This is a genomic window from Streptococcus suis, from assembly GCA_002831545.1.
Classification (GTDB): Bacteria; Bacillota; Bacilli; order Lactobacillales; family Streptococcaceae; genus Streptococcus; species Streptococcus suis_P.
The window spans coordinates 1,163,652-1,186,079 of the sequence record CP025095.1 but is presented as its reverse complement, the minus strand read 5'-3'; the positions used below and the strand labels follow the sequence as shown (position 1 = coordinate 1,186,079).

22 protein-coding genes and 3 pseudogenes are annotated in these 22,428 nt (G+C 33.8%); 2 read left to right on the top strand and 23 right to left on the bottom strand.

Translation table 11 applies throughout. The features are described from left to right. Positions 1-114: 114 nt before the first annotated feature. The 11 genes and pseudogenes from CWM22_05895 to CWM22_05845 all read right to left on the bottom strand — a co-directional run bounded on the left by CWM22_05895 (position 115) and on the right by CWM22_05845 (position 10,537). Positions 115-336 (bottom strand): XRE family transcriptional regulator, encoded by a 222-nt coding sequence (locus tag CWM22_05895; GenBank protein ID AUC91454.1) that lies wholly within the window; start codon positions 334-336, stop codon positions 115-117. 136 nt (positions 337-472) lie between these two features. After that, positions 473-1,372 (bottom strand): annotated as a pseudogene (locus tag CWM22_05890) (hypothetical protein). Next, a complete protein-coding gene (locus tag CWM22_05885; GenBank protein ID AUC91453.1) occupies positions 1,315-1,539 on the bottom strand; it encodes a hypothetical protein in 225 nt (74 codons plus the stop codon). Before CWM22_05885 ends, CWM22_05890 begins: the two are co-directional and overlap by 58 nt. Before the next feature lie 50 nt (positions 1,540-1,589). Continuing rightward, positions 1,590-1,829, bottom strand: a complete 240-nt coding sequence (locus CWM22_05880; GenBank protein AUC91452.1) for a hypothetical protein — start codon at positions 1,827-1,829, stop codon at positions 1,590-1,592. Positions 1,830-1,971: 142 nt separating this feature from the next. Continuing rightward, positions 1,972-3,213, bottom strand: a complete 1,242-nt coding sequence (locus CWM22_05875) for a hypothetical protein (GenBank protein AUC91451.1) — start codon at positions 3,211-3,213, stop codon at positions 1,972-1,974. Next, complete coding sequence (locus CWM22_05870) at positions 3,210-4,997, bottom strand: ABC transporter ATP-binding protein (protein ID AUC92853.1); 1,788 nt, start codon at positions 4,995-4,997, stop codon at positions 3,210-3,212. Before CWM22_05870 ends, CWM22_05875 begins: the two co-directional genes overlap by 4 nt. Continuing rightward, positions 4,990-7,983, bottom strand: a complete 2,994-nt coding sequence (locus tag CWM22_05865; protein ID AUC91450.1) for a Nisin biosynthesis protein NisB — start codon at positions 7,981-7,983, stop codon at positions 4,990-4,992. Before CWM22_05865 ends, CWM22_05870 begins: the two co-directional genes overlap by 8 nt. Positions 7,984-8,167: 184 nt before the next feature. Then, positions 8,168-8,333, bottom strand: a pseudogene (locus CWM22_05860) (lantibiotic nisin-A). Positions 8,334-8,457: 124 nt separating this feature from the next. Then, on the bottom strand, positions 8,458-9,126 hold the full coding sequence (locus tag CWM22_05855) for an ABC transporter permease (protein AUC91449.1): 669 nt from the start codon (positions 9,124-9,126) through the stop codon (positions 8,458-8,460). A gap of 2 nt (positions 9,127-9,128) precedes the next feature. Continuing rightward, a complete protein-coding gene (locus CWM22_05850) occupies positions 9,129-9,848 on the bottom strand; it encodes a lantibiotic ABC transporter permease (GenBank protein ID AUC91448.1) in 720 nt (239 codons plus the stop codon). Further along, positions 9,845-10,537: a lantibiotic ABC transporter ATP-binding protein gene (locus CWM22_05845; GenBank protein AUC91447.1), complete on the bottom strand. Its 693-nt coding sequence runs from the start codon at positions 10,535-10,537 to the stop codon at positions 9,845-9,847. Before CWM22_05845 ends, CWM22_05850 begins: the two co-directional genes overlap by 4 nt. A 267-nt stretch (positions 10,538-10,804) precedes the next feature. Here CWM22_05845 and CWM22_05840 point away from each other — a divergent pair. Next, positions 10,805-12,084 (top strand): annotated as a pseudogene (locus tag CWM22_05840) (IS4 family transposase). A 195-nt stretch (positions 12,085-12,279) separates the two neighbouring features. On the opposite strand, the gene CWM22_05835 reads toward CWM22_05840, so the two are convergent. From CWM22_05835 to CWM22_05810, 6 genes are all read right to left on the bottom strand, one after another. Beyond that, a complete protein-coding gene (locus tag CWM22_05835; protein ID AUC91446.1) occupies positions 12,280-13,635 on the bottom strand; it encodes a sensor histidine kinase in 1,356 nt (451 codons plus the stop codon). Then, positions 13,628-14,311: a DNA-binding response regulator gene (locus tag CWM22_05830; protein AUC91445.1), complete on the bottom strand. Its 684-nt coding sequence runs from the start codon at positions 14,309-14,311 to the stop codon at positions 13,628-13,630. The genes CWM22_05835 and CWM22_05830 overlap by 8 nt, the downstream gene beginning before the upstream one ends. Positions 14,312-14,349: 38 nt before the next feature. Beyond that, complete coding sequence (locus CWM22_05825; protein AUC91444.1) at positions 14,350-15,714, bottom strand: peptidase S8; 1,365 nt, start codon at positions 15,712-15,714, stop codon at positions 14,350-14,352. Between the two features lie 91 nt (positions 15,715-15,805). Next, positions 15,806-17,686, bottom strand: a complete 1,881-nt coding sequence (locus tag CWM22_05820) for a relaxase (protein ID AUC91443.1) — start codon at positions 17,684-17,686, stop codon at positions 15,806-15,808. Next, on the bottom strand, positions 17,673-18,038 hold the full coding sequence (locus CWM22_05815; GenBank protein ID AUC91442.1) for a plasmid mobilization relaxosome protein MobC: 366 nt from the start codon (positions 18,036-18,038) through the stop codon (positions 17,673-17,675). The genes CWM22_05820 and CWM22_05815 overlap by 14 nt, the downstream gene beginning before the upstream one ends. Positions 18,039-18,040: 2 nt before the next feature. Continuing rightward, entirely contained in the window at positions 18,041-18,403 is a 363-nt protein-coding gene (locus tag CWM22_05810; protein AUC91441.1) for a hypothetical protein, read from the bottom strand. A 62-nt stretch (positions 18,404-18,465) separates the two neighbouring features. Between CWM22_05810 and CWM22_05805 the strand changes: the two genes are divergently transcribed. Further along, positions 18,466-18,666, top strand: a complete 201-nt coding sequence (locus CWM22_05805; protein AUC91440.1) for a hypothetical protein — start codon at positions 18,466-18,468, stop codon at positions 18,664-18,666. A 79-nt stretch (positions 18,667-18,745) separates the two neighbouring features. Here CWM22_05805 and CWM22_05800 read toward each other — a convergent pair whose 3' ends face one another. From CWM22_05800 to CWM22_05775, 6 genes are all read right to left on the bottom strand, one after another. Further along, the gene (locus tag CWM22_05800) at positions 18,746-18,988 is read right to left on the bottom strand and encodes a hypothetical protein (GenBank protein ID AUC91439.1); all 243 of its coding nucleotides are present in this window, start codon (positions 18,986-18,988) and stop codon (positions 18,746-18,748) included. A gap of 53 nt (positions 18,989-19,041) precedes the next feature. After that, positions 19,042-20,109, bottom strand: a complete 1,068-nt coding sequence (locus tag CWM22_05795) for a DNA-binding protein (protein AUC91438.1) — start codon at positions 20,107-20,109, stop codon at positions 19,042-19,044. Between the two features lie 177 nt (positions 20,110-20,286). Beyond that, positions 20,287-20,643: a hypothetical protein gene (locus CWM22_05790; GenBank protein AUC91437.1), complete on the bottom strand. Its 357-nt coding sequence runs from the start codon at positions 20,641-20,643 to the stop codon at positions 20,287-20,289. Further along, complete coding sequence (locus tag CWM22_05785) at positions 20,633-21,022, bottom strand: chemotaxis protein (protein AUC91436.1); 390 nt, start codon at positions 21,020-21,022, stop codon at positions 20,633-20,635. The genes CWM22_05790 and CWM22_05785 overlap by 11 nt, the downstream gene beginning before the upstream one ends. Beyond that, the gene (locus CWM22_05780) at positions 21,019-21,246 is read right to left on the bottom strand and encodes a hypothetical protein (protein AUC91435.1); all 228 of its coding nucleotides are present in this window, start codon (positions 21,244-21,246) and stop codon (positions 21,019-21,021) included. Before CWM22_05780 ends, CWM22_05785 begins: the two co-directional genes overlap by 4 nt. Positions 21,247-21,299: 53 nt before the next feature. Further along, positions 21,300-22,376, bottom strand: a complete 1,077-nt coding sequence (locus tag CWM22_05775) for a DNA primase (protein AUC91434.1) — start codon at positions 22,374-22,376, stop codon at positions 21,300-21,302. Between the last annotated feature and the right edge of the window lie 52 nt (positions 22,377-22,428).

Here is a 22,428-nt window from a genome sequence, read left to right as displayed (position 1 = left end):
TATTTTATAGCTGATTTTGTTCGCTCATATCATGGCGAATCAAGCTAAACTGCTCGACAAATAAGAAAGTCCCACCTTGGTCTATTCAGTTGTCAATGAACAAACAAGGAGAGACTATTTTTTATGATGAAGGCGATAAGGATAATCTGTTAAACCAAGCAAATAATCGGTACTAACATGATATAAAGTTGATAGTTTAATTAAGTATTCGATTGATAATTGTCTTTTACCATTTTCAAGCCTTGAATAAGCTGATTGACTACAGGATAAATACTTTGCAAGATAGTCTTGAGAGTAATCTTTATCCTCTCTTAAATCCTTAACACGCCTATACATCCGTCCACTCCTAACACCATTATAGTCAAGCTTTGAACGAATCTTATAATTTATGCCAGATTGGCATAAATTATTGTAAAAAAGAGGGATAGCACTAAAATGAATTACTCACAAAGTGCTATTCCCTTCAATTCAGTTAACTAATCGCAATATATCTTCTATTACCACTATAAGCAATGTACGAAATCCATTGGCGTCCTGAAACGTTTGAAATTACAACATCAAAAGTACCTAACTGATCATTTTTGTTTTGAATGTTAGTTGTTCCTTTGACAACAGGCGAAACTGGTTTGGCTAACTGGTTAATAGCGATATATCTGCGTGCCCCAGAATATGAAACATATGATATCCACTCATGATTATCGGCTACTAATGTTTTATCATAATTGACTGTATCTCCACTGTCATAATAAGCTATGTCGGTACTATAGATTTTAGGTTCTGATTTAATGCCTTTACGGCTAGTAAATCTATATGTTCCAGGCTGAAGTAACATAGTTCCTAGATTAGTCTGTCCTCCTGAAGAATTACCGCCTGATGCATCAGAAGAATTACTGCTAGTTAAATCTTTAAAATGAACAAAGCCAGTATATGCTGAAATCGGTTGTATTCGCGTGTGATAAGCATAATCCCAGTTCCAGTTATATTCTTCTACTGTTACTGTATTTCCTGATACTGAGGCAACCCAAGAAACATGCCCAAATGTTCCATTTGTTGTCCAAGCTACTGAGCCAACAGTTGGAGTATTATCTACTCAATAGCCTAATCGACGGGCTATATTCCCCTACTGTCCAGCATCTCCCATTGCTCTTGGAACTTCAAATTTGTTTACGCTATGTAACCTATGCGCTACAAATGAAGTACATGTTGATTTATTGTATCCCCAAGTATCAAACTCATCTGGTCTCTTTTTCCAACTAGCTGGATAATCATCACCTATTACTTTCCCTGCTCTAGAAGTAGCTCCTTTAGATAATTTCAAATCATTATTTTGCTCAAGGAAGTCTTCAATTGCAACCAAATCGTCATCAAAAATCCACCATCTTTGCTAGATTTAACTTCATTAGTAGCTTGTTTTACAACCTCTACCGGGATTGTATCATTCAAGCCCTCTGTAATTGCTGACTGTTTAGATAATTCTTCATCTGCAGGCTCTGCTTTGCTTGATTCTGGCGAAGTAGCCGTTACACTTTCTGTATGCACCGCTAACTCGTCTAGTATATTTGATTCAGCTTGTTTTTTACATCAATATTTTAGGAATAAGCTATTTTCCCATTAGAAACATCTATATTAGTTTTGACGTCTTCAAGACTATCATTAATTTTTTCGTTTTCTAATGGTACATCATCCATTTGAGAGAATTCCTCAGCTATTTCATTCCCAGAAGCAGTATTTTGATTGACTATAACTTCTTGAAAAGCGATTGCAGCTGCTATTTCATCTGCAGATACACTCTTCTGAGTTGCCCCAAATAAACATACCACAAGCAACACTGAAGTAACACCAATTGAATACTTGCGTACAGAAAAACGTTGACGCTCAGTTGATCAAAATTCTTTTTTCATGAATTTGTACTCCTTTACACTTGATATTGTAAAGTTAAAAGTTCAGGGTTTGTTCAGAATATCGAACCGTTTATTCAAAAATTATATCCTTAAATAAAAGTAGTCCTGCCTGCCAATAGGTGTTCACATTCTTTGAATATATGTGCAACATAGATAATAAAACACCCACATCGCCATTTAAATAGCCAAACTGTGAAATTATTTGTAATTCGTTATTCCTTTTGGACTGCAGGTATTGGGTAATTTTTTTATCAAAATCATAAATATATTTATCAAATTCATCTGTTTGATATACATACTTGAAAAATTGACATATTTCTAGTAATCCAGCATAACCATGACATAAAATAGGAGAATCTATTCCAGCTTGTCTTTCCATTGAAGTTTTTAAAATTTCGACTGCTTTATTCTTGAGATACTCATCATTTAATGCAACTCCGCAATACATATATAATAGAGATATGCCTGGACTACCATAGCACCATGCATCAATATTTGGTAAGAATTTAGAATTAGAATATCCTTGTTTTAATTCATCAATATCTAATCCATCCTTCCATGTATACAAACTAGGTGTTTCAAATTGTTCATATACATCAATGATATGTCGCAAGGTTTCTTCAATTTGACAACTAAAGTTTCCTTTTATCATTGTGTAAGCTAAAGCAATTCCAACTCCCGCTAAGCCATGTGCTACCCCTAAATTTAAGCAACCTTTGGGAAATAGTACGCTCTCCGATTCAGACATTTGATTTTGAGAAGTGACATAAAAAATATCGTTCCATATATCCTCTTTGAATGAACTAGTCAAAAAATTTACAATTTTTCTTTGAACATCTTTTAACCTTTCTCTATCATGAAGCGAGATATAAACTAAGATACCAGATACTCCCTCTATAATATCATAGTCTGTTGGGGACATATTTCCCGTATCTATCGAAGGTAAAAATTCACTAACGAAATATTCGATATATTCATCTAAACTTTCCACTAATCTTTTATACTTATTTTCATTTAAATGTAATAAGCTAATCCCAATTCCAGCAGCACCCGAATACAGAGAGCCTGTCATAACACCTCTTTCTGATAATATTGAAACTAGAATTTCAATATAAGAAGTCAGTTTTTCTTCATATGAACTCACGTGATTACTGTTCAGTTCCGATACTAGTAATATATAACCTGGAAGTCCATGTGATAAAGTCACAACATCATAGTTATTATTACTATTTATAATGTTATCAAGTTCAAAATCATATTCAGCTATTGTTATTTTTGAGACATCTTCAAGTAATTCATCCATTTTCATCATAATTCCTCATATTGTTCTGAATAGTACATTTTTTTATAGTGCTCATTTGTCCTTAATAAAGTTTCATGATTACCCACTCCATCAACTTTTCCATCTTTCATTACAATAATCTTATCTGCTTTTTTAGCTGACTTTAAATTGTGTGAAATAAAAATAGATACATGGTCACGAGAAAGCTCTATGAATTTATCGAATATTTCTTTTTCAGATACTGGGTCTAGTGCTGAACTTGGTTCATCTAAAATATAAACAGAAGCATTTTTTAAGAAAGTCCTTACTAAGGCTAATTTTTGCCATTGACCACCAGACAATTGGCGCCCATCTTGAAACCAAGTCCCCAATTGCATATCAATATCCCGATCCACTTCAAAAGAAAATTTCTTTAAAGCTAACTTAATAGCTTGTGTATCGTTTAAAATTTCTAAATTACTTAATGCTATATTTTCTCTCAAAGTTAATTCATATTTAACAAAGTCTTGAAAAAGAACTGATACATGCTTTTGATAAAAGGCTAAATCTAAATTTTTATTCGAGATACCATTAAATACTATCTCACCTTGACTTGGCTTATAAAGCCCACATAATAATTTTACTAATGTACTTTTACCCGAACCATTTTTCCCCACAATAGCGACAAGTTCACCACATTTAAAACTTAGGCTGATTTCTGATAATGCATTAATAGAACTATTGGGATAACAATAACTAACATCCACTAAATTGATTTCTGATACTTCCTTTAGTGAAATATCTGTGTTATTTATATATATATTTGATTGATCATATTGCTCTGACTCAAAAAAGTTAAATAATTGCTCCATGAATAAGCTAGTATTATATATTATATATACGCTCTGTATCATAGATTGAGAGTACGTATTGATTCTTGTAAGAGCCTGAATAAGACTTATTAGATTTCCTAATAAAATCTCCCCTGCTCTAACAGCAGAAATTAACATTATGATAACTAAACAATTTATAAAATTCAGCAAAATGTCTAAAATAGCATTAAAAATATTCTTTTTCTTTGAAATTTCCGAATCTTGAGAAATAAATTCTTCTTTTATTAAACTAAACTTATTAATTAAATAGTCACTGATGTTATTTAATTTAATTTCCTTAAATGAAAAGTCATGTGTTAATAAGTAGATATAATACCAGACTTTTCTCTCAGCACCAACACGATTCCATTGGATTAAAAATTCTAGTTGTCCAATTTTTAAAAAAGTGACTAAAGAAATAAGAGGTATGCACAACAAAAAAAGTGCAATACTAGTTTTCCATGTACTTATATAAAATAAACAAACTAGTAAAGAAATAATAGAGGAAAAGAAACTTATGATAGCATTGAATAATTGATATGGTTTATATGTACTATCCTGTGTTAGATTCTCAACTAGGTTATATGTGTCAGCATTTTCAAAATCAGCCAATTCTAGTGAAGATGTTTTTGTAATCAATTTTTTACTTAAGCTATAAGATAAATTTAAATTGAACTTCTCTAGGAAAAATGCATTAATTTGTACAAAAATAGAACTAACACTTTGCACTATAAAATATATGACTAATGTTTGTAAAACTTTATTAGACTGCAACAAAATTGCATTTATTAACTCTTGATAAACGTAAAATATGCCTAATGGAAATAGAGCTATTAATACATTGATAACAATTAAATATGTGGCATATTTCTTTTCTAGTCGAAAAATTAACTTTAATGTATTTGGAATCGTGAATACTGTAGACAATAATTGTTTGGAGGTAATTTTATCCATATTACTTATCCTTTGTAAATTTTTCATTTTGAAAGACCAATCTTAAAATATTATATATCTCTTTTTCTTGTTCTCGATCAATACCTATTAATCTATTATTATGAACATGGATTATACTATCCACAATAGATGTTTTTCGGAATTTTTCGAACTTATTTATTTTGAACTGGATAGAGTGAAGCAATATACTTAGTTCAGTTATTATAGGAAAATTTGATTGGAGATTATTCTTCAAAATATAATTTTTTATCATATTTATATAGTGATGCTTTGTTTTATTCAAATTCTTTGATCTATTTGATGGGGAAACATCCTCTAGGAATTCAATAATTGAGTCATCTCTTATAAAGAGAGTTTTTAAATATATGTAATTAACCAAAACCGCATAATCTAAAATAGATAGCTCGGAGTCAAGTTTAGAGGAATTAATCATTTCAATACAAATTTGAGAATCTACACAGAAGATATCTTCAATTTCTCTCATAAGTAAACTACCACCATATCTTTCAAGCTCTCTCTCATAGATATCAATTGAAAATGTAGAAACAATACAGTTTTTTATTGCTTCATTTATAATTGATAGTACACTATAATACAATTCTATATTCTCTGATAATCCTGATATTCTAAGCCTGATATGAGGTTTGGGATCCCTATACCTTAAGTAAAAGACCTTACCTTCATTTTCTAAAATATGATTCTTAAGTCTCGTTAAATAACCTATTAGAAACTCATCCTGCCTATCTTCTGATATATAAATTTTAAAGTACGTCCACTCTTGAAATGGTAATTGCCTACGTTCTCGATCCATCAATTCAAAATCCTGAGTTTCCACAATTTTTTTATAACCGTGCGAACAATTACTCAAATAATTTGTATTTCTAAAAGGAATCACTAAATCAGACGATGTTGATTTCCCGTTTCTCACTACCGGACTATCATCTCCTATGACCTCAGTTAAAATTAACTGAGTTTTATTTTGGAAGCTGCTAGATAACAGATTTTCAAAACTATTGTAATCCAATTGTTTAGTTAAGTTGATAAGGATTCTACTATCTCCTTCTTCGATATAGAAAGTTTGAGGTAGACCATATTTTTTTACAATTTGATTAACTGAGTTCATAGTATCATTAACACGAACACGCCACTTTGCAGGAGCTATGATAATATCTTCAAAAGTCAATCTAGGTACATAACTAAAATTTTTATAAATTATTTCCCAAGGTATTTTTCCAATATTATTTTTTATTGAAATTTCAACTAAAAATCTTAGCTCATTACAAAATAACGTCAAATTGTACATATTGGTAGAATAAAATCTGATAAACTCTCCACTTCTTATATCCCTAGCGTAAAATTTCAAATCTGAGCTAAGTCCTATATAAATATCTTCTAATAAAATTTTCTTACCAGAAACATCTGTAGATATAGGAAGGCAGAAATTTCTATTTGAAACAGTATTCATAATATTTCTATGCCTCAAGTTCTCTGGTAAAAATAAAATTTCGCAAGTACTAATATTATCTAAGTCCCCAATTCTATCTTCATGTTGTAATAGTTTCTCATGAAAATTCTGTAGAGTGCCACTCAAGCCAGCAAAACGACCGGAACCGCCACCTAATGTATTTGAACCAATAATATTACTAAGACTAAAGATTGTTTTACCATCCTTTTTTACCATATTAAAAAAAAGATCAAAACCGTCTATATTAGATAACTTTTCTGAATTAATTTTTTCATAATGATTTACTATTGATGAAAGTTCAATAGGTCTTCGCTCACTAACTGCTTTAGTATATAGATCCAGATACATTTGTTCTTCCGCTTCGGAGTAAAATTCAAAAGGTGGTTCCTCCATTATGAAATCATTACTAGGATGATTATAACCAAATGGAGCTCCTAAACCAATACAGGGATCCAATAGTTCAACTAATTTGACTTCTCTTTCAAGTCCATATTTTTCTAAAAAAGCTTCTGAATAGTAATCAAGATGTGTTTTATTAGTAGATTCTGTTGAAAGAGCTATGAAGTTTGCAAATCTTTCGAACTTCTCTTGTATTTGAGTTGAGAATGAAAACTCAGAATAGTTAGATATCAGATCAATTTTAAGGTACGATTTACTTCTTACGATTGATGACATTGTTTCATAAATTTTTTCTAAGAGTGCAACCCCTTCTCCAATTGGAAGTTTCGAGTATAAATCAATCATTTCAAAAATATTACGCAATGAAGTTTTTATATGAATGTCTATATAATTACGTGAAATAAAATCTAACAATTTTTCTCTTGGTGAACCGCATAGTATATCTTTTTGAATATCCGATAAAAGGTAATGATTTTTTATTAAAGTTAAAATATAGTCCTCGGCAAGATTAGAACTTTCTATTCCATATACACTAACTAACTCTTCAATAAGTTTTCGATAATTACAGTAACCCCGACTACAATTTTTTGAAATTATTTTATATACTGAAGTTTCCCTAATACTAATTTTTTCTTGATCTTCAATGAGTGAGTAAAGTTGATAAATCCTATCACCTTTTTTATAACAAGCATTATTAATAGTAAAACTTAGTGAGTTGTAGTACTCAGATTCAAATTTATAGACTAATAACATTAACCATTCAGCATCCAATGTAATAATTTTATTTACATTTTCATTAAGTTTCATATGATTATTCTCTTGAAATGTCCCTATAGAGGTTTCGCTGAATAATCCCAATGGAGTTGGCCTTCCATGAGAACGTTTATAATATCGATATACTGAAATTGCAATTTTATCTACTTTTTTAGTATTAGAAATGTTACCTTGATAGTATTTTAGTAGTTGATAGTAGAGAGACGAATTGGCAAAAAATAATTGCTCTAAAAACATTTGATCATTCTTCAAATGTTCTAAAAAGTCAATATTATTCACAAAATTTTTAGTCTGAGTTTCTAAAATTGAACTTCGAATTAAATAAGAATCTGTCTTAAAATATTTGTCATTCACCATTTTTCCTATCTCCTTTGGTATTTCATAACTTCATTTAGTGATTATAGATTAGTGATTATAGATTTTAAATAAATTACATTCTACAGCATTTATTTTACTTTTATCAGCTTTATTCAATATCGAACAAAACTGATAAAAATAAAGGTAGCATGACTAAATAGCTGCTACCCAAATAAAAAGTTAATTAGTGACAGTTACATGAAACTGTTGGTGTCTTATGACATCCCATAATTCTACCTGTAATACAACCAGCTGTACATAATGAGATACTAGTAATACGTGGTGAAGCACCCTGTTTTTTTTTCTTTTGAAGTTGACACTAGGTCAAGATTAAAATCATTATTTTGCATTATAATTTCCTCCAATTTTTGAAATTTATTTTATTTGTTCGAACACCTGTATTATAATACTCGTATTTCAGAATTTGTTCAGAAAAAATTTTTCTATATATATTTTTTTGAATAAAATGATTAATTACTTCAATATTTTAATTTTTGAGTATTTTAGTAAATATATTTGAGCTAAAAATAGCAAAACTATCCAACTGATAAAGATAGATAGGTTTACTAAATACCCATCTACAGGTTCTAAAATCATATTAATTGGTAGTGCTATTGGTAACCAGTGCATCTCTAAAAATACCTTATTTGTTGCAAAGATAATAAGTAAACACTCAATAAACGCTACAATCAAATTCCCACTATTTCCTAAAAGAAAGGCTAACAATAAGTGAAAATGATTTAGGAAAGCACTTAATAACCAATAGATTAATCCAACTGTTAAATATGAATCTTGCTTGAAAACTAAGTATAATAAGCTCCATACCCCAATTGTTGGTAGTAAAAGCATTAAATCTAAAATTATGATCTTAGCCGCCCATAACTTAGCTCCTTCCCGTTCACTAATCAATATTTGAAAGTGATTAGCCTGCTCTTCTTGTTCACAAATCAAAATAGCTACTAAGCTAATGATTACTGCAATAACTAGCATTGGAAAGAAGATAGCAGCTTCTAAAGCTTTACTACTTTTCACAAATATTAAATATGGCAAAATCGTGATTATTTCAATTAGCGAAAAACCTAATATAAGATAGCTTGGATATGACATTTTAATTTTCAGCCACTCACTTTGAATTATTTTCATATTCATTCCTTCTTTCGATACATTAACATACAAATAATAAGCGTTAACATTGCTGACAAGAGTACACACAATAAAACTATGGAATGATTTAGATTTCCAAAACTTTGTTCTAAGTCACCAGACGGTCGTAAATGTAGTATAGTCTGTGCCACCTTGTAATGATAGGTATAAGGAAAAATAAACCAGAACTTTGTCTGTGCAATCAATGGTGCAATCAAAAGGCAAATAAAAGTGTTCCCAACTACAAGCAGGTAAGGGTTTAACTTATCTGATAAATAATACAGAAAAGCTATATTCCAAACCACACTTAATAGCATAAACAATAATGTTATTGAATCATGTAAAGTATTAACCTCCATATAATTCGGATATAAATAGCTTTCCATTACTTTTATGATAAGCATCAAGAATGCACTTGAAAAAAAGACTTGAACTGCTACTAAAATCATTTTAGATACCCGAATTTTATATCCTAATTTTCCTAAAGTAACATTTTGAAATTGACCTGCCTTCTCTTCGCTTTTAAAATCCTTAAGAAAAAGTAACCCCACTAAAGCAAAGAGAAATAGTGCCTCCCACCAATAAATTGTAAAACTTTCTAAAATCTGTGGTCCAACTAATAAGAAAGCAATCAATGCTGCTAACAAGGGGAGGGCTACCAATAGTTTCCTATAACTATTATTATTTATTTTCAAAAACTCTGATCGGATAATATTTTTCATTTCAAACCTCCATGAACAATGTTAAAGAAAATCTTTTCTAAGTTATCATCGTGATTATTTAATTCGTTATAGCAAATATAGCCCTCATTTAAGATTACAATATTATCAGCCACCTTACTGATTTCATGCAATTGATGACTTGAGATAAGAATTGTCATCCCATTCCTCTGCAAATCCTTCAATAAATCTAATAGTTCCTTAATTCCATCTGGATCTAACCCATTTGTTGGTTCATCAAGAATAAGTAAACTCGGGTTCGTCAAAATAGCCATTCCTAAGCCCAAGCGTTGCTTCATTCCTAAAGAAAACTTACCTGCTTTCTTTCTTCCAGTATTTTCTAGCCCAATCTTTTTTAAAACTTCTTTAATTCGATCATCTGTAATATCATACAGCAATGCTTTGGTTTTTAAATTATCAAATGCTGAAAGATTCATATAGATAGCAGGTGTTTCTATTAAAGCTCCTATTCTATCATTATATTCATTTACTTGACGTTTACGATTATCAAAAAAGATCTCTCCACTTGTTTCCTTCTCTAAACCAAACATAATTTTCATTAGTGTTGATTTTCCTGCTCCATTCACACCTAATAAGCCACAGATACTGCCAGCTTTAATTGTGAAATTAACACCCTTTAGTACATGTCTATCTCCATAATTTTTGGATAGATTATTGATTTTTACTTGCATAAATAGTTTCCTCCTTACTTTATACAAACATCATATTACTTCTTGTTCAGATTTTGTTCAGAGTCAAAACTTTTATGAAAACGAGTCATTTTTCTTATAGGAAGAAATCTCCTAAGGCGTTTTCAGTTAGAGCAACTATCTCAAAATCATATAAAAAAAGATAGTCACTCCTTGAACAATGTCATTAAGTTAAATCCCCTACTACTCCAAATTTTGAGTGGCAGGGGATTTTTTTCTATGTTAGACTAAAAATAAAAGGAGAAAATCATGTTTGACCAAATTAAAAGTCATTTGCTTAATAGTATTGATGACATCGTTTCAGATGCCAACCAGTTTGTCCGTCAACCAGCAAAAGATTTCAGTCGAAACAGCCCATTGACCATGAAAACGATGTTGAAATCTCTCCTTGCCTTGGGTGGCAAGAGTTTAGCTAAAGAACTGCTGGATCTGGACTTGCCGTCTCTCAGTCTGCTTTCGTTCAACGACGTTATCAGATTAAATTCCAAGCATTTGAAAGGCATTTTAGAGATTTTACTGCTAAAATCCCCACTGTTAACCCTATGCCAATCTTAGCTGTGGATGGCAGTGATGTCATTTTGCCTAGAAATCGCTTTGATAAGACGACCTGTATCCAAACGGGGGCAAATCGTACGCCTTACAATTTGACTCATATCAATGCACTTTACGATTTAGAAAACGCTGTTTATCGTGACCTGCGGATTCAAGACAAGGTCGATAATGATGAATCATTGACATGATGGAGAATTCTCCCTTTCGCACGAGCACTTGTCATCGTGGATAGAGGCTATGAATCTTACAATGTCATGGTCCATTGCCAAGAGAAAAATTGGTTGTATGTCATCCGAATTCGGGATGGAAATGCCTCCATCAAATCAGGTTTGAACCTGCCTGACACGCCTTGTTTTGATGAACATTTCAACCTCAAACTCTGTCGGAAACAAACCCAGGAGATGAAGCAAAACTATCGAGACTTTCCCAACCAATATCACTATTTAACGCATCACTACCCTTTTGATTTCTTACCGAGCTCTAGTCGAAAAGCGGAACCCATCAGCTTTTATGAGCTAACATTTCGTATGGTACGACTGGAAATCCAACCTGGTTGCTATGAAACCTTAGTTACAAATACAGATAATCCCGTGGAAAAATTAAAAGACCTCTATGCCAGCAGCTGGAGCATAGAGACCAGTTTTCGTGACCTTAAATACAGTGTGGGGTTGACTCATTTTCATGCCAAAAAGAAGGAAGGGATTCTCCAAGAAATCTATGCACGTTTTATCAATGTTAACTTTTGTAAATGGCTCATCTCACATGTTACCATTAAACAATCAAAGGCGAAAAAAGCTTATAAAATCAACTTTTCAGACGCTGTTTATGCCTGTCAAAAATTTCTCAGAGGTATACTTGCTTCCTCCAAATTGAACACCTACATAGCCAAGCATTTATCCATTGTTCGACCCAATCGAACATTTCCAAGAATGATAAAAAGCCAAAGTCCAGTAAGTTTCACTTATAGAGTTCCATAATTAATGAAAAATGGGGGAAAAAACTTTCCTTTTGTGCGGCCAAAATGCGATAAAAAGCACAACCTATCCCAGAATATGCACTAATATACGAGTGTAGGAATAGGTTGTTTGATGAAGGATGAGGTTAACTTAATGACATTGACTCCTTGAATGCTATCCTTTATTCCTATGATATAATAAAATTCAATTTTTACTTCATAAGAGTTTGTTCTTAATATACAATTCCACTTTTGCTCCTCCAGTTTCAGGATTTGTCAAAACTAATCTTCCTTCATGTTTTTGGGCAACTTTCTGGGCAAATGATAATCCAATTCCATAATGATGACTACTACTTCGACCAAAATTTTCAGTGTAAAATAATTTATTAGCGTTACTAAGAGCCTCTGGTGTGAATGCTGAACCGCTATTCCAAACTTCAAAAATAAGAAAATCTGCTGTATCTTTTACTGATAATATAACCTTTTTTTCAGCGTTAGCGTAACGTGCTGCATTTGCCAAAATATTAATTAATGCTCTATTCAAATTAAGTTGATTCCCATAAAAATTCTTAGCTGATGTCGAATTAGTAAGTTCGAACGTCACCTTTTTGGTAACCATAATATCCTCAGCTTCGGCCAATAAATCATCTAAAAATTCTGATAAAAAAATATTTTTATGAGATTCTCCATCTTCAATTAAAAGTCTCGAATAGCTTAACATCTCATTAAAATACTTTTCAAAAGTATTAATGCTATGGTTCATCGAAGAGATAAAATCTTCTTGTTGCTCTGTCAAATTAGTCATTTCAAGTAACTCGAGATTTCCCTTTAATACAGTTAGTGGCGTTTTGATATCATGAGCTAGAGCACCAACTTGGAAAGAAAAATCTTTCTTCTCCGATTTTTCTTTTTCAATAAGTGTCGCTAAATCATTGCCCTTTCTATGAAGAGTCTTTAAAACAGCATCAAACTCATCAATTTGAGAATATCTATCATTGAGCGGGAAAGCTCTACTTCCCATCTGGACAGACGTATTCTGAATAGATCTAAAATTTGCAGAAATCTCTTTTATGTATCTCGTTAAACAAATAATAATTGACAGAGCAAAAAGTAAGAGAAATAAAGTTATAGTCAGGTAATTATAGGGAATTTTTCTAAAATATTGATTTGAAAATTCTGGGACTTCACTATATCTGACAACTAAAAAATAATCGTCAGTTTGAAACTGTTCATAATGTATCAAATCTACTTTGAGATTTTTCTGCTTTTCTATCACTGATTTATAGTAATGCAATTCATTATTGACGAAATGACCTTGACTGACCTCTTCTGACATTCTACTAAAAATAGCAAAGTCATATCTATAAGGCTTCATAACCTCACTAAGTTCCTCAGCCGTCATCTCTTTCTGTATAGGGAAGTCCATTCCTGTCGTTCCATATGTCACAAGACCTAACTCGGAAAGCACAGCTGATAAAAATAAAATCACTACTACATTACAAATTGTCAAAATAATAACTTCAAAAACAACTTTCCAACTTCTCTGCTTTATCGAATAGTTCTTTTTAGTCATACCACTTGTATCCCATGCCTCTTATTGTACGAATCGGATTAATTCCATATGGCGAAAATTTCCCTCTTATTTGATATATATATTCAGAAATAGACCTAAACAATGCATCAGCCTCGTCATCATATACTTGCTCATAAATATCTTCCCTTGTGTAAACTTTATTGGTTTTACGTGATAACAATTCTAAAATATCATACTCTCTTCGAGTAAGAGGTATAATGTCTCCATTAATACAAACTTGTTTTTCCTGAAGATAGAAAGTGATGGGGAGCAATTCTCTAACAACGCTTTCTTTCTCTTTAGAAGTCTTGTGCCTCTCCTCTCTCTTTAGATGAGCAGCGACCTTTGCTACTAATTGATGGACACTAAACGGTTTAGTAATATAATCATCTCCGCCTAAATTTAAACCTGATACAATATCATTTTCACTATCTCTAGCGCTTACGAAGACAATTGGTGTATCTACTTCATCACGAATTTTTTTACAAATCTGTAGTCCGTCAATATTAGGCATCATGACATCAAGAAGTATTAAATCAAAACCTTTAAAATCATTAATAGAAAGAGGAACTTTAACCTCTTGGTAGGTTGTTACCTCATAATTTCTCATCTCTAAAATAGTTCTCATCAGTTTCAAAATTTCAAAATCATCATCTACAGCTAATATCTTATACATCCTGATACCTCAAAATATTATATTTCTATTTTACACTATTATTGCACAAAATTCGTAATATTCAGCGATCTAATTTCTTGATTATTGTCATCTTTACTTAACCAGCTATTATCATATAGAATTTTAATTGCTTCATCTGGTTGATCTTTTAAGTTATACTTTTCAATAATCAGTCCTAATGCCGCAGATACTTTAGGAGTAGCAATAGAGGTCCCATAAGCATAAGTGAATTTCCCTTCTAATGTAGGAACAATTACCCAATCTTTCTCATATAACTTTTTACTAACCCAGTTTTCATAACCAACTTCTGCTAATGCCTTAGTTCCACCTCCAGTAGCATAAATATCTACACTGCTACCCCTATTTGAAAAACTGGAAATATAATCATCATCATCTACGGAACCAACTGTAACAATGTTATCTAATTCCGCTGGGATATCTCTCACAAAACCGTCTACCTGATTATAGTCTTTGCCATTTAGACTTCCTAGATAATCTTTCAATTCAGCTTGATTATCTAAATCAATCCCCTCATCTCCAACAGAGGCAACAACAACCGAACCTTGATTATAAGCATAATTGATTGCTCTTTGATAAATGTTAACTAAGGCAGTATTGTCATCTTCATCAGTTGAGTTTTCTAACAGATACTCTCCTAAACTTAAATTAATGACATCAACATCATCTTTTGCTGCTTGAATAATTGCTTTTAATATCCATTGATCTTGAGCGTTTCCCTCATCAAATACACGATACATCCTTATTTTCATTCCTGGAGCAATGCCTTTATATTCACCATTTGATGAAATTTGTCCAACAACTGACGTTGCATGTCCTGTTTTATCGATGATATTTTGCTCATCAACTACACCCGTATCTAAATCTGCTGTAAAGTTTTTTACTGAAATAATATTTGAATAAATTTGTGGATTATCATATGTAATACCTGAGTCTATGACTCCAATTGTTGCCTTGCCAGTTGATTTATGTCTAAATTTGGTCCCCGTACTGATACTTTTTTGCATATCCCACTGATTTGACCAGAAATCAAAGCTATTATTTGTATAAACATTTTCACCATATAAATAGGTTATATTAGGTTTTACAGTTAACGTATTATTAGCCACAATTTCTTCAATATACGAATCGTTTAGTTCTCTAATTTCATCAATACTTTTATTAGTAGATACAGTTAAAAAGTTTATTTCAGGAATTTTATCTGTAACCTTGATTCCTTGTTTTTCAAAATTCATTTCAATATCATCAACCGACTCAGGATTTTTTAGTAGAATATTATACCTAACGTCTGCATTTTCATTAGCTTTCACTTGCATTGGTAAATTATTAAATGAAAGAATAATTGACGACAAAAAAATGTTTAATACTAAATTTCTTTTTTTCATGATTATAACCTCTATATTTTTCGACTATATTATACCAACTGTATTTCAGAATTTCTTCAGAATAATTATTACACATTTTATTTGAATTTTTCTATGTTTTCATAATTTTTCTAGAGTAATACTCTATATTAGCATCGATTGACTTTACACAATTTAAGATTTTAACAAACTTTTCCAACCTTCTCACTAGATATTCATACTCATCTATGGATTTACTGAGTTCATTTTGAGAAGTTTCAATTTCTTTCTCAACCCCTTCTATTTTTACAGCCGCAGTCAGATTCATCTTGGCATAATCATACCTGGCTAGCCGTCTGTTTTCTGGGTCAGAGTTATTAAGATTGAGCAGGACTTCTGCTACTTTGTTGAGATGAGCGACCTTATCCTGCAACTCCGTAATGGTCAAATCCAGCTGGGCGATGTCCTTGATTAACTCATCTTTGACTTCCTGGTAAGATTTGTTGTTGATGTCTAATTCAATAAGAAGATTAAGCTCTGCTATTTTCTCTTTGAGACTGGCCATAGTCGGGCGTCTGCGTTTAGGGATATGCTTGCTGTCGTGAGTGAGTTGGCGGATTAACTCCCGTCCTCGCATGTAGCGGTTGAGGTCAGAGTTCTCTTTATTGTAAATGAAAAACTGGGCGGTCTCTCGGATAAAGACATGGTAGGTCTTGTCCTGATCACTCTCATGAATATCCAATTTGCGGTTTGGTATAAAGACCAAGCCGTCTTTTTTGATACCATAATTGATTCTGACAAAGAGACCGTCTTTAACTAACTTGTCAATCTGGTGCTCCGCTAATGCAACTTCAAACTCCTGGACCTGGTCTCGTTTTTCTTTGAAATCCTTATAGGCCGCCAAGAGTTCCTCAATTGGGAGCTTGTCCTTGTCCCGCTCTTCTTGGTAGGCTTCAAAGTCTGAGACCAGGTTAGCCAAGTCATGTTCTGGTGTGATGTCTCTTTTATCAAAATAGTCCTCAAAAAACTGGACATCGTAGAGGTGTTTTGTGCTGACCTTTTTGTTCTCAATGGAAATTGTTCGGTCGTCCTCTTTCAAGGTAAAGGTAACATGCTTTTTCTTCGGGGAGATTTTCAGGTTTAACTGCTCTGCTATTTCCAAAAGATGAGAGAGGTTTCGTACTCTGGGCAAGAGAAAATCCAGTCGCTGCTCAATAGCTCGTGTCGCAAAATGCTCTCTGAAATAATCCTCGGTGTAGGGCTGGCGCTTATACAGCTGATGGCCGCGAATGACCTGCTTCATGTCTCGGTCGGTCATGAAAAATCTGGCGTACTTGCGAGAGAAATCCATCTCCACGTTGAGAGCGGAAGCCTTGACCACAAAGTCCTCAAAGTTCTTGCTGTTCTCCATGAGAAAATAGAGACGCTGCTTGAGTTCAAACTTGTGATTGGTCTTGCGATAAGTTTCAAACTTCTCATGCGAATAGCGATTGGGCGGAATAATCTTTGCCCCTGACTCCTTCGCCAAGCGGTCAGAAATCATGCGAAGATTTCTCTCCTGGGCATAGTCCCATCTGAGCTTCTTGTCAGAGTTTAGGTCAACAGAGTTTATCAGGATATGATTATGGATATGATTCTTGTCTGTGTGAGTCGTGACGATGAAACGAAAGTTGCCCCCTGTCAACTCCTTGATAGTCTCGTAACCAATGCGATTGATTTCCTCTGGTGTCAGCTTGTCTTCAGGAGAAAATGATTGAATCAAGTGGTGTGCATGGATTTTGGTCTGCTTGAGTTGCTGGCGGTCGTTTCTGGAATCATAGAGCCGATCATTGTTGGTCAAGTTTGCCTGATACATCTCCACCAATTCCTCATAGCTGGGAAAGTCCAAGTAATTGCTCATGCCAAAATCAGAGACCAGTTTCAGCTTCTTCGTCTTTTCTGGATTGAGAATATACTTGATGAGGCTCTTACGATACTTGGTGCTATGCACCGCAAAGTGTTTAGTGACGACCATAAAACTCCTTCAGCTGCTGACACTTTATGTTAAAGTCCTTCTCCACTTCCTTTATGAGTTGGCCAATGCCTTGCACCAAAAATCCACGGTCGCTTGGTGTTAAGATGTGAGTCTGGTTGACGGTCCGTGCGATTTGATTGAGGTTGTTTCCGATTCGTCTCAACTCAAATACCAAGTCGTCATAGTTACTGGTGTCAATGGTCAGAAAGGTCATGTTGGGATTGAGCAGAACTTTTCTAGCATAAGCAGAGAAATTTTTACAGCCACTCTGACCGATACGGTTGTTCAGGGTTTCCAACTCCTGGTCTGTCAGAAAGACTTTTTTGAGGTTGGTACGGTAACGATTTTCCATATCTAACCTCCCATGTACTTGTCACGAAAATCTGGGCTAAGTGGGATAGCCTTCTCCACTTCTGCCATCAGCTCCTGCACACAGGTTAGGATAATTCGCAAGTGCTCTGCTGTAACCTGATGGGTCTGTTCAGCCATGATAGTCACTTGTAAAATGTCTCGACTGATTTGTTCAATCTTCTGGGACTGCCAGAGGGCAAACCAATCCGTTACTGCCTGCTTCCTCTCAACCAAGTCCATCAGCTTTTGACGGACAAAGGGAGAGAATTGCTCTGCGTGTTCCTGCTTCATCAGCTCCTGAATCTGCTCAAGTTCTCCTGGTGTCAGATTGATTTCCTTACGGATAATACGATAGTGGTCTGTCATCTCGTTATACTCCTTCTCTACTTGCCTCTATCGGGTCAGCCCCGATACCGTATGGGATACGGGTGCTTCCTAAAAGCCTCAACGCTTCGCTTTTCGGCTTTTGCGAGCTCAGTTATTGTGTCCACAATAACCTAAAATCTAATCGCCAGCTGAACCCAAACCTTACAGGTTGGTCAGCCGACGATAAGAAAACATGGTGGCTTCGCCCCCAAACCCCCAAGAAAAAGTCAAGGGTTGATTTTCTAAAACTAGATAGAGTGTAACAAGAGAGAGCTGAAAAAATTATCACAGGAAAAGAAAAAGAGCCATTTGGCTCTCGAAAAATTTCTGAAATGAAATAGCTTAACCTAAAACTTCAAAATCATCACTACCATCGGCTTCACCTGTTAGACACGTGAAGCACATGTAGCTCCCTACCAGTGCACTCCCTGCTACCCAAATAGGAGATCCACAATTCATACACCTTGCCCCTCCTTCTTTTTCTTCAAGTACTGCACGCAAGGTTTCTTCAAGCTCTTTGGGATTGATGTCTGGATTATTATTGATAGTCAATTCGACAAATTCTTTGATTGAAATAAGATTCAATACTTTACCTCCGTTCTAATCTATTTTTTAGTCCGTGTCCATCTAAGCACTTATCATATCTTTATTGCCAATAAATCCATCCAATTTTTTGGAAAACCATAGTGTCTCAAATCCACTTGTTCTTGATTACTTTCTTCCAGAAGCTTTTGTAATTTTTTATTCCAAAAATTCTTAGTTTCTATGGACATTGACAAGATGAGATGTCTCATTGCTATAAAATAGATAAATAGTGTCTTGCTATCATTCTCTGAGTCTGTCACTAGCAACTCTCTGTCAGAATGATGAAAAGCTGGCAGTGTATGGTGTAAGCGACCATATAATCTGCCATTGTGTGAGCAAATATTCCTAAGATAACGAAGAGCGTTACACCAAGACAATAAGATTTTAGCTGGAATGTTATCATCCTTGTCCAAGGGAAGACTAATATAGGCAGCAACCTTATTTCGATATTCTGGTTGTAGGGCAACGAGGAAGGACGCTATATTTCCAAATGTCATTAAACGAAAAACGGTCCAAGGTAACACGACCCCATATTGGTTAATCTGATTCTTGATTGTGGCATCATCTTGTTTTTCCAAAATCAATCGTGACAAATGATATTTTGTTTTCAAAACAATATCCAGCCTCTTAGGATTTTCTTTTCGGTATTTAGATTGTTCTGAATAATAGAGAGTATCATCTTCAAAAATATAAGAAGTTTTATTGTATCCAATCGTCAGAGCATCAGCTGTACTCTTCTTCAAAAAAACTTCGATACGCTCCAATATCTCTTGAAGAAAATTTCTAAAGTAGCTATCAAATAAGTAAACTCTTTTTGCTTCTATGTATTTTCTGTCCACCAACTTCCCATATTGAGAGAATGATTGGAAGTCTATATCTCTTAAAAAGTCAATACAATCCTGTTTATAAAAATCATCATTCCCATTGTATTTGAAAGACCAGTTAGAGTTTTCTTTCATATGGACATATAACTGTTCTTCAGTTAAAGCCGGCTCAAGAGAACATTTTAATTGAGTTGGTGCTAATACTGGTCTATAAACCAACCTAGTTTTATCAGTAATATCTAAATCTAACGGAAAATAGTCCTTAAAATTTATTAATTCAAATACATTATTAGGCATAAAATATCTCTCCGCAATATGAAAAAAGGCCACCTAGTTATACATTGCTGTACCTTCGATGACTTCTAATCTAACTAAATTATACCACAACACCTCCTACTAAGCAAGAAATATTTTTACTTCGTTTGATTCAACGATGGCACATATTTCAAAAAACAGGCCAAAATAATTGGTCTGTTATTTGTTATTATTGCTCTCTCGCCTACCTTGTCTAAATCTCTCAATGTTTTTTTCCAACTGCTCAGTATTCAGTTTATTTTTCGCTTCTTGAATTGACTTATCAAGACTTTCTTCCTCATCGGTTATAATGTCCCTAGATATTTCCACTCTCTCACTAGACTTGAAACTAGAATCAAAGACCACATCTAGGAGTTGTTCTACTTTGGTTAGTTCACTATCTGACATCTCTGATAGTCGATGAATCAGTCGTTTAAATTGATCCTGGTTTTGTTTTTTCTTTTGAAAAAATTTCATTATATTCTCCTTCAATTGTAAAAAGGTAGCCCGCATAGGACTACCTGACTTATAAATCATCAATGGCTACTGAAATAGCCTGCAACTTTTTATTTTGGATTTTCTTTTCATCAATCAATTGATGAAGTTCTTCAATTTGTTTCTGACAGGCGGAAATATCCTTGTTGTTTTGTGCAATGGTATCAGCCAAGTGTTGTTTATAGTCACTTGTGATATTTACTTTCTTCGGCTGACTTTGTTTAACGGTTGATGCGAGCGTTTGTACATCTTTAGATTCTGACTCCTTTTGTTGCTGTTCAAAAGCAGCCACATAGTCTACTTCTTCAATTGGTTTTTCATCCTGTTTATGGAAGAGTGCTGCGATTTTAGCTCGTTCTTCATGGGACGATGTTGATTTCACATCGTCTAGTGGCTGATCAAAATTCCATGTTTTACTCATTCTATATCCTCATTTCTGTAATTTGGTTGTAGTGTGGTTTCTTTACCAAAGGCTTGCTCTAGTGCTTCATGAAATGACAACTGACTAGATTGTTGCCGTTTGATAAAGGTACTGTACATAGCTGTTTGTAGTTGGTCACGATAGTGTTCCAATTTCTCTGTCTCACGTGAGACCTTTTCTTCTTGCCTAGCTACTTTTTCAGCCAGACGTTCAATCACACTCATAGGGTGTCCTCCTTGTCCCTTTCTAGATTATGATAGCGGACTTGATTTTGTTATCACAATTCCATAGCACGCTCTCGTTTTGGTGGAGGATGATTCTTAATGGCTTGTATCTGGGCTGACTGAATAAGATTGCTTAAGGATATTTCCTTCTGTTGCTTCACAATATCATTCCAATCTGACTTTGTTTCCAGTCCCTGCAATGGTGGTAAATCTTTGGTGATTGGAAGTCCTTTATCTGACAGTTTCTGACAAAATTCTCTTCCTGCCTCATCGTTATCAACAGCCAATGTTAGCACGTTTGAATGAGTTTGAAAAAAGGTTGTCGTCTCTTGTATTGCCTGAAGATAATGGCTAAGTCTGCTTGGTTTTACTGTATCTAGAAATGCCAATTTCCCTTGTTCCTCGGCTGCTAGACGTAAAGTCTGATAAGCAATCACTGAAAGTTTTAAGCCTTCCATTGACACCAGGCGAACATCTGATAGCTGCTTTTGGTGAAGTTGATAATAACTCATCATATCTATAACTGATTCATAAAAAATGAGTCGCTTGGGATTCCCAATATCGAAACTAATACCAACATGGCCTTTTGAGCCTTTCATGATTTTTTTGAGATAACCTCGATCGTGTTTTTCTTCATTTTTGACGAGACCTTGAAGGCTTGCGGCCTGTAAGACACCATTATGGTCATAGCTTTTAAACACTAAAACTGACTCCGCTTGATAAGTAGCTTGAGCAAGCAATCCTTGTCTACCAAAGGTATTAATAGTCTGATCACTTAGGCCACGGACGACTTGCAAGTAAGTACGTGCTTGCTGAAAGGGTTCTTCATGCAAATAGTATTGAAATGGTTGATAAGTTTCTTCTATCAACTTAACTTGTTCAAAATCCCCAGTTTCAAGATAGGATACAGCCTCTTTGAAAGAAACACCTGTCACTAATTGAACAAAGTCAATTACATCTCCTTGTATATCTCTTGAAAACCATTTGAAAGTATTGGTATCGGCAAAAATCCGAAAGGAATCATGGTCTGGGTGTTCATAAATGTGTCCTGATAAACGTCTGAAGGAACAGCCCAGACTCTCAGCAACATCTAAAATGGCCTTTTGTTTTACTGCTTTAATTCGTGTCATCTTGTCTCCCTATCAAAAAAAGCAGAAGACTGTCTCCTGCTAGTTGTTCTCG

What these genes read in the sequence shown, in the direction of transcription:
- CWM22_05895 (AUC91454.1), bottom strand. Translation starts at nt 336, where the DNA reads ATGTATAGGCGTGTTAAGGATTTAAGAGAGGATAAAGATTACTCTCAA.
- CWM22_05875 (AUC91451.1), bottom strand. Translation starts at nt 3,213, where the DNA reads ATGATGAAAATGGATGAATTACTTGAAGATGTCTCAAAAATAACAATA.
- CWM22_05865 (AUC91450.1), bottom strand. Translation starts at nt 7,983, where the DNA reads ATGGTGAATGACAAATATTTTAAGACAGATTCTTATTTAATTCGAAGT.
- CWM22_05855 (AUC91449.1), bottom strand. Translation starts at nt 9,126, where the DNA reads ATGAAAATAATTCAAAGTGAGTGGCTGAAAATTAAAATGTCATATCCA.
- CWM22_05850 (AUC91448.1), bottom strand. Translation starts at nt 9,848, where the DNA reads ATGAAAAATATTATCCGATCAGAGTTTTTGAAAATAAATAATAATAGT.
- CWM22_05845 (AUC91447.1), bottom strand. Translation starts at nt 10,537, where the DNA reads ATGCAAGTAAAAATCAATAATCTATCCAAAAATTATGGAGATAGACAT.
- CWM22_05835 (AUC91446.1), bottom strand. Translation starts at nt 13,635, where the DNA reads ATGACTAAAAAGAACTATTCGATAAAGCAGAGAAGTTGGAAAGTTGTT.
- CWM22_05830 (AUC91445.1), bottom strand. Translation starts at nt 14,311, where the DNA reads ATGTATAAGATATTAGCTGTAGATGATGATTTTGAAATTTTGAAACTG.
- CWM22_05825 (AUC91444.1), bottom strand. Translation starts at nt 15,714, where the DNA reads ATGAAAAAAAGAAATTTAGTATTAAACATTTTTTTGTCGTCAATTATT.
- CWM22_05820 (AUC91443.1), bottom strand. Translation starts at nt 17,686, where the DNA reads ATGGTCGTCACTAAACACTTTGCGGTGCATAGCACCAAGTATCGTAAG.
- CWM22_05815 (AUC91442.1), bottom strand. Translation starts at nt 18,038, where the DNA reads ATGGAAAATCGTTACCGTACCAACCTCAAAAAAGTCTTTCTGACAGAC.
- CWM22_05810 (AUC91441.1), bottom strand. Translation starts at nt 18,403, where the DNA reads ATGACAGACCACTATCGTATTATCCGTAAGGAAATCAATCTGACACCA.
- CWM22_05795 (AUC91438.1), bottom strand. Translation starts at nt 20,109, where the DNA reads ATGCCTAATAATGTATTTGAATTAATAAATTTTAAGGACTATTTTCCG.
- CWM22_05790 (AUC91437.1), bottom strand. Translation starts at nt 20,643, where the DNA reads ATGATTTATAAGTCAGGTAGTCCTATGCGGGCTACCTTTTTACAATTG.
- CWM22_05785 (AUC91436.1), bottom strand. Translation starts at nt 21,022, where the DNA reads ATGAGTAAAACATGGAATTTTGATCAGCCACTAGACGATGTGAAATCA.
- CWM22_05780 (AUC91435.1), bottom strand. Translation starts at nt 21,246, where the DNA reads ATGAGTGTGATTGAACGTCTGGCTGAAAAAGTAGCTAGGCAAGAAGAA.
- CWM22_05775 (AUC91434.1), bottom strand. Translation starts at nt 22,376, where the DNA reads ATGACACGAATTAAAGCAGTAAAACAAAAGGCCATTTTAGATGTTGCT.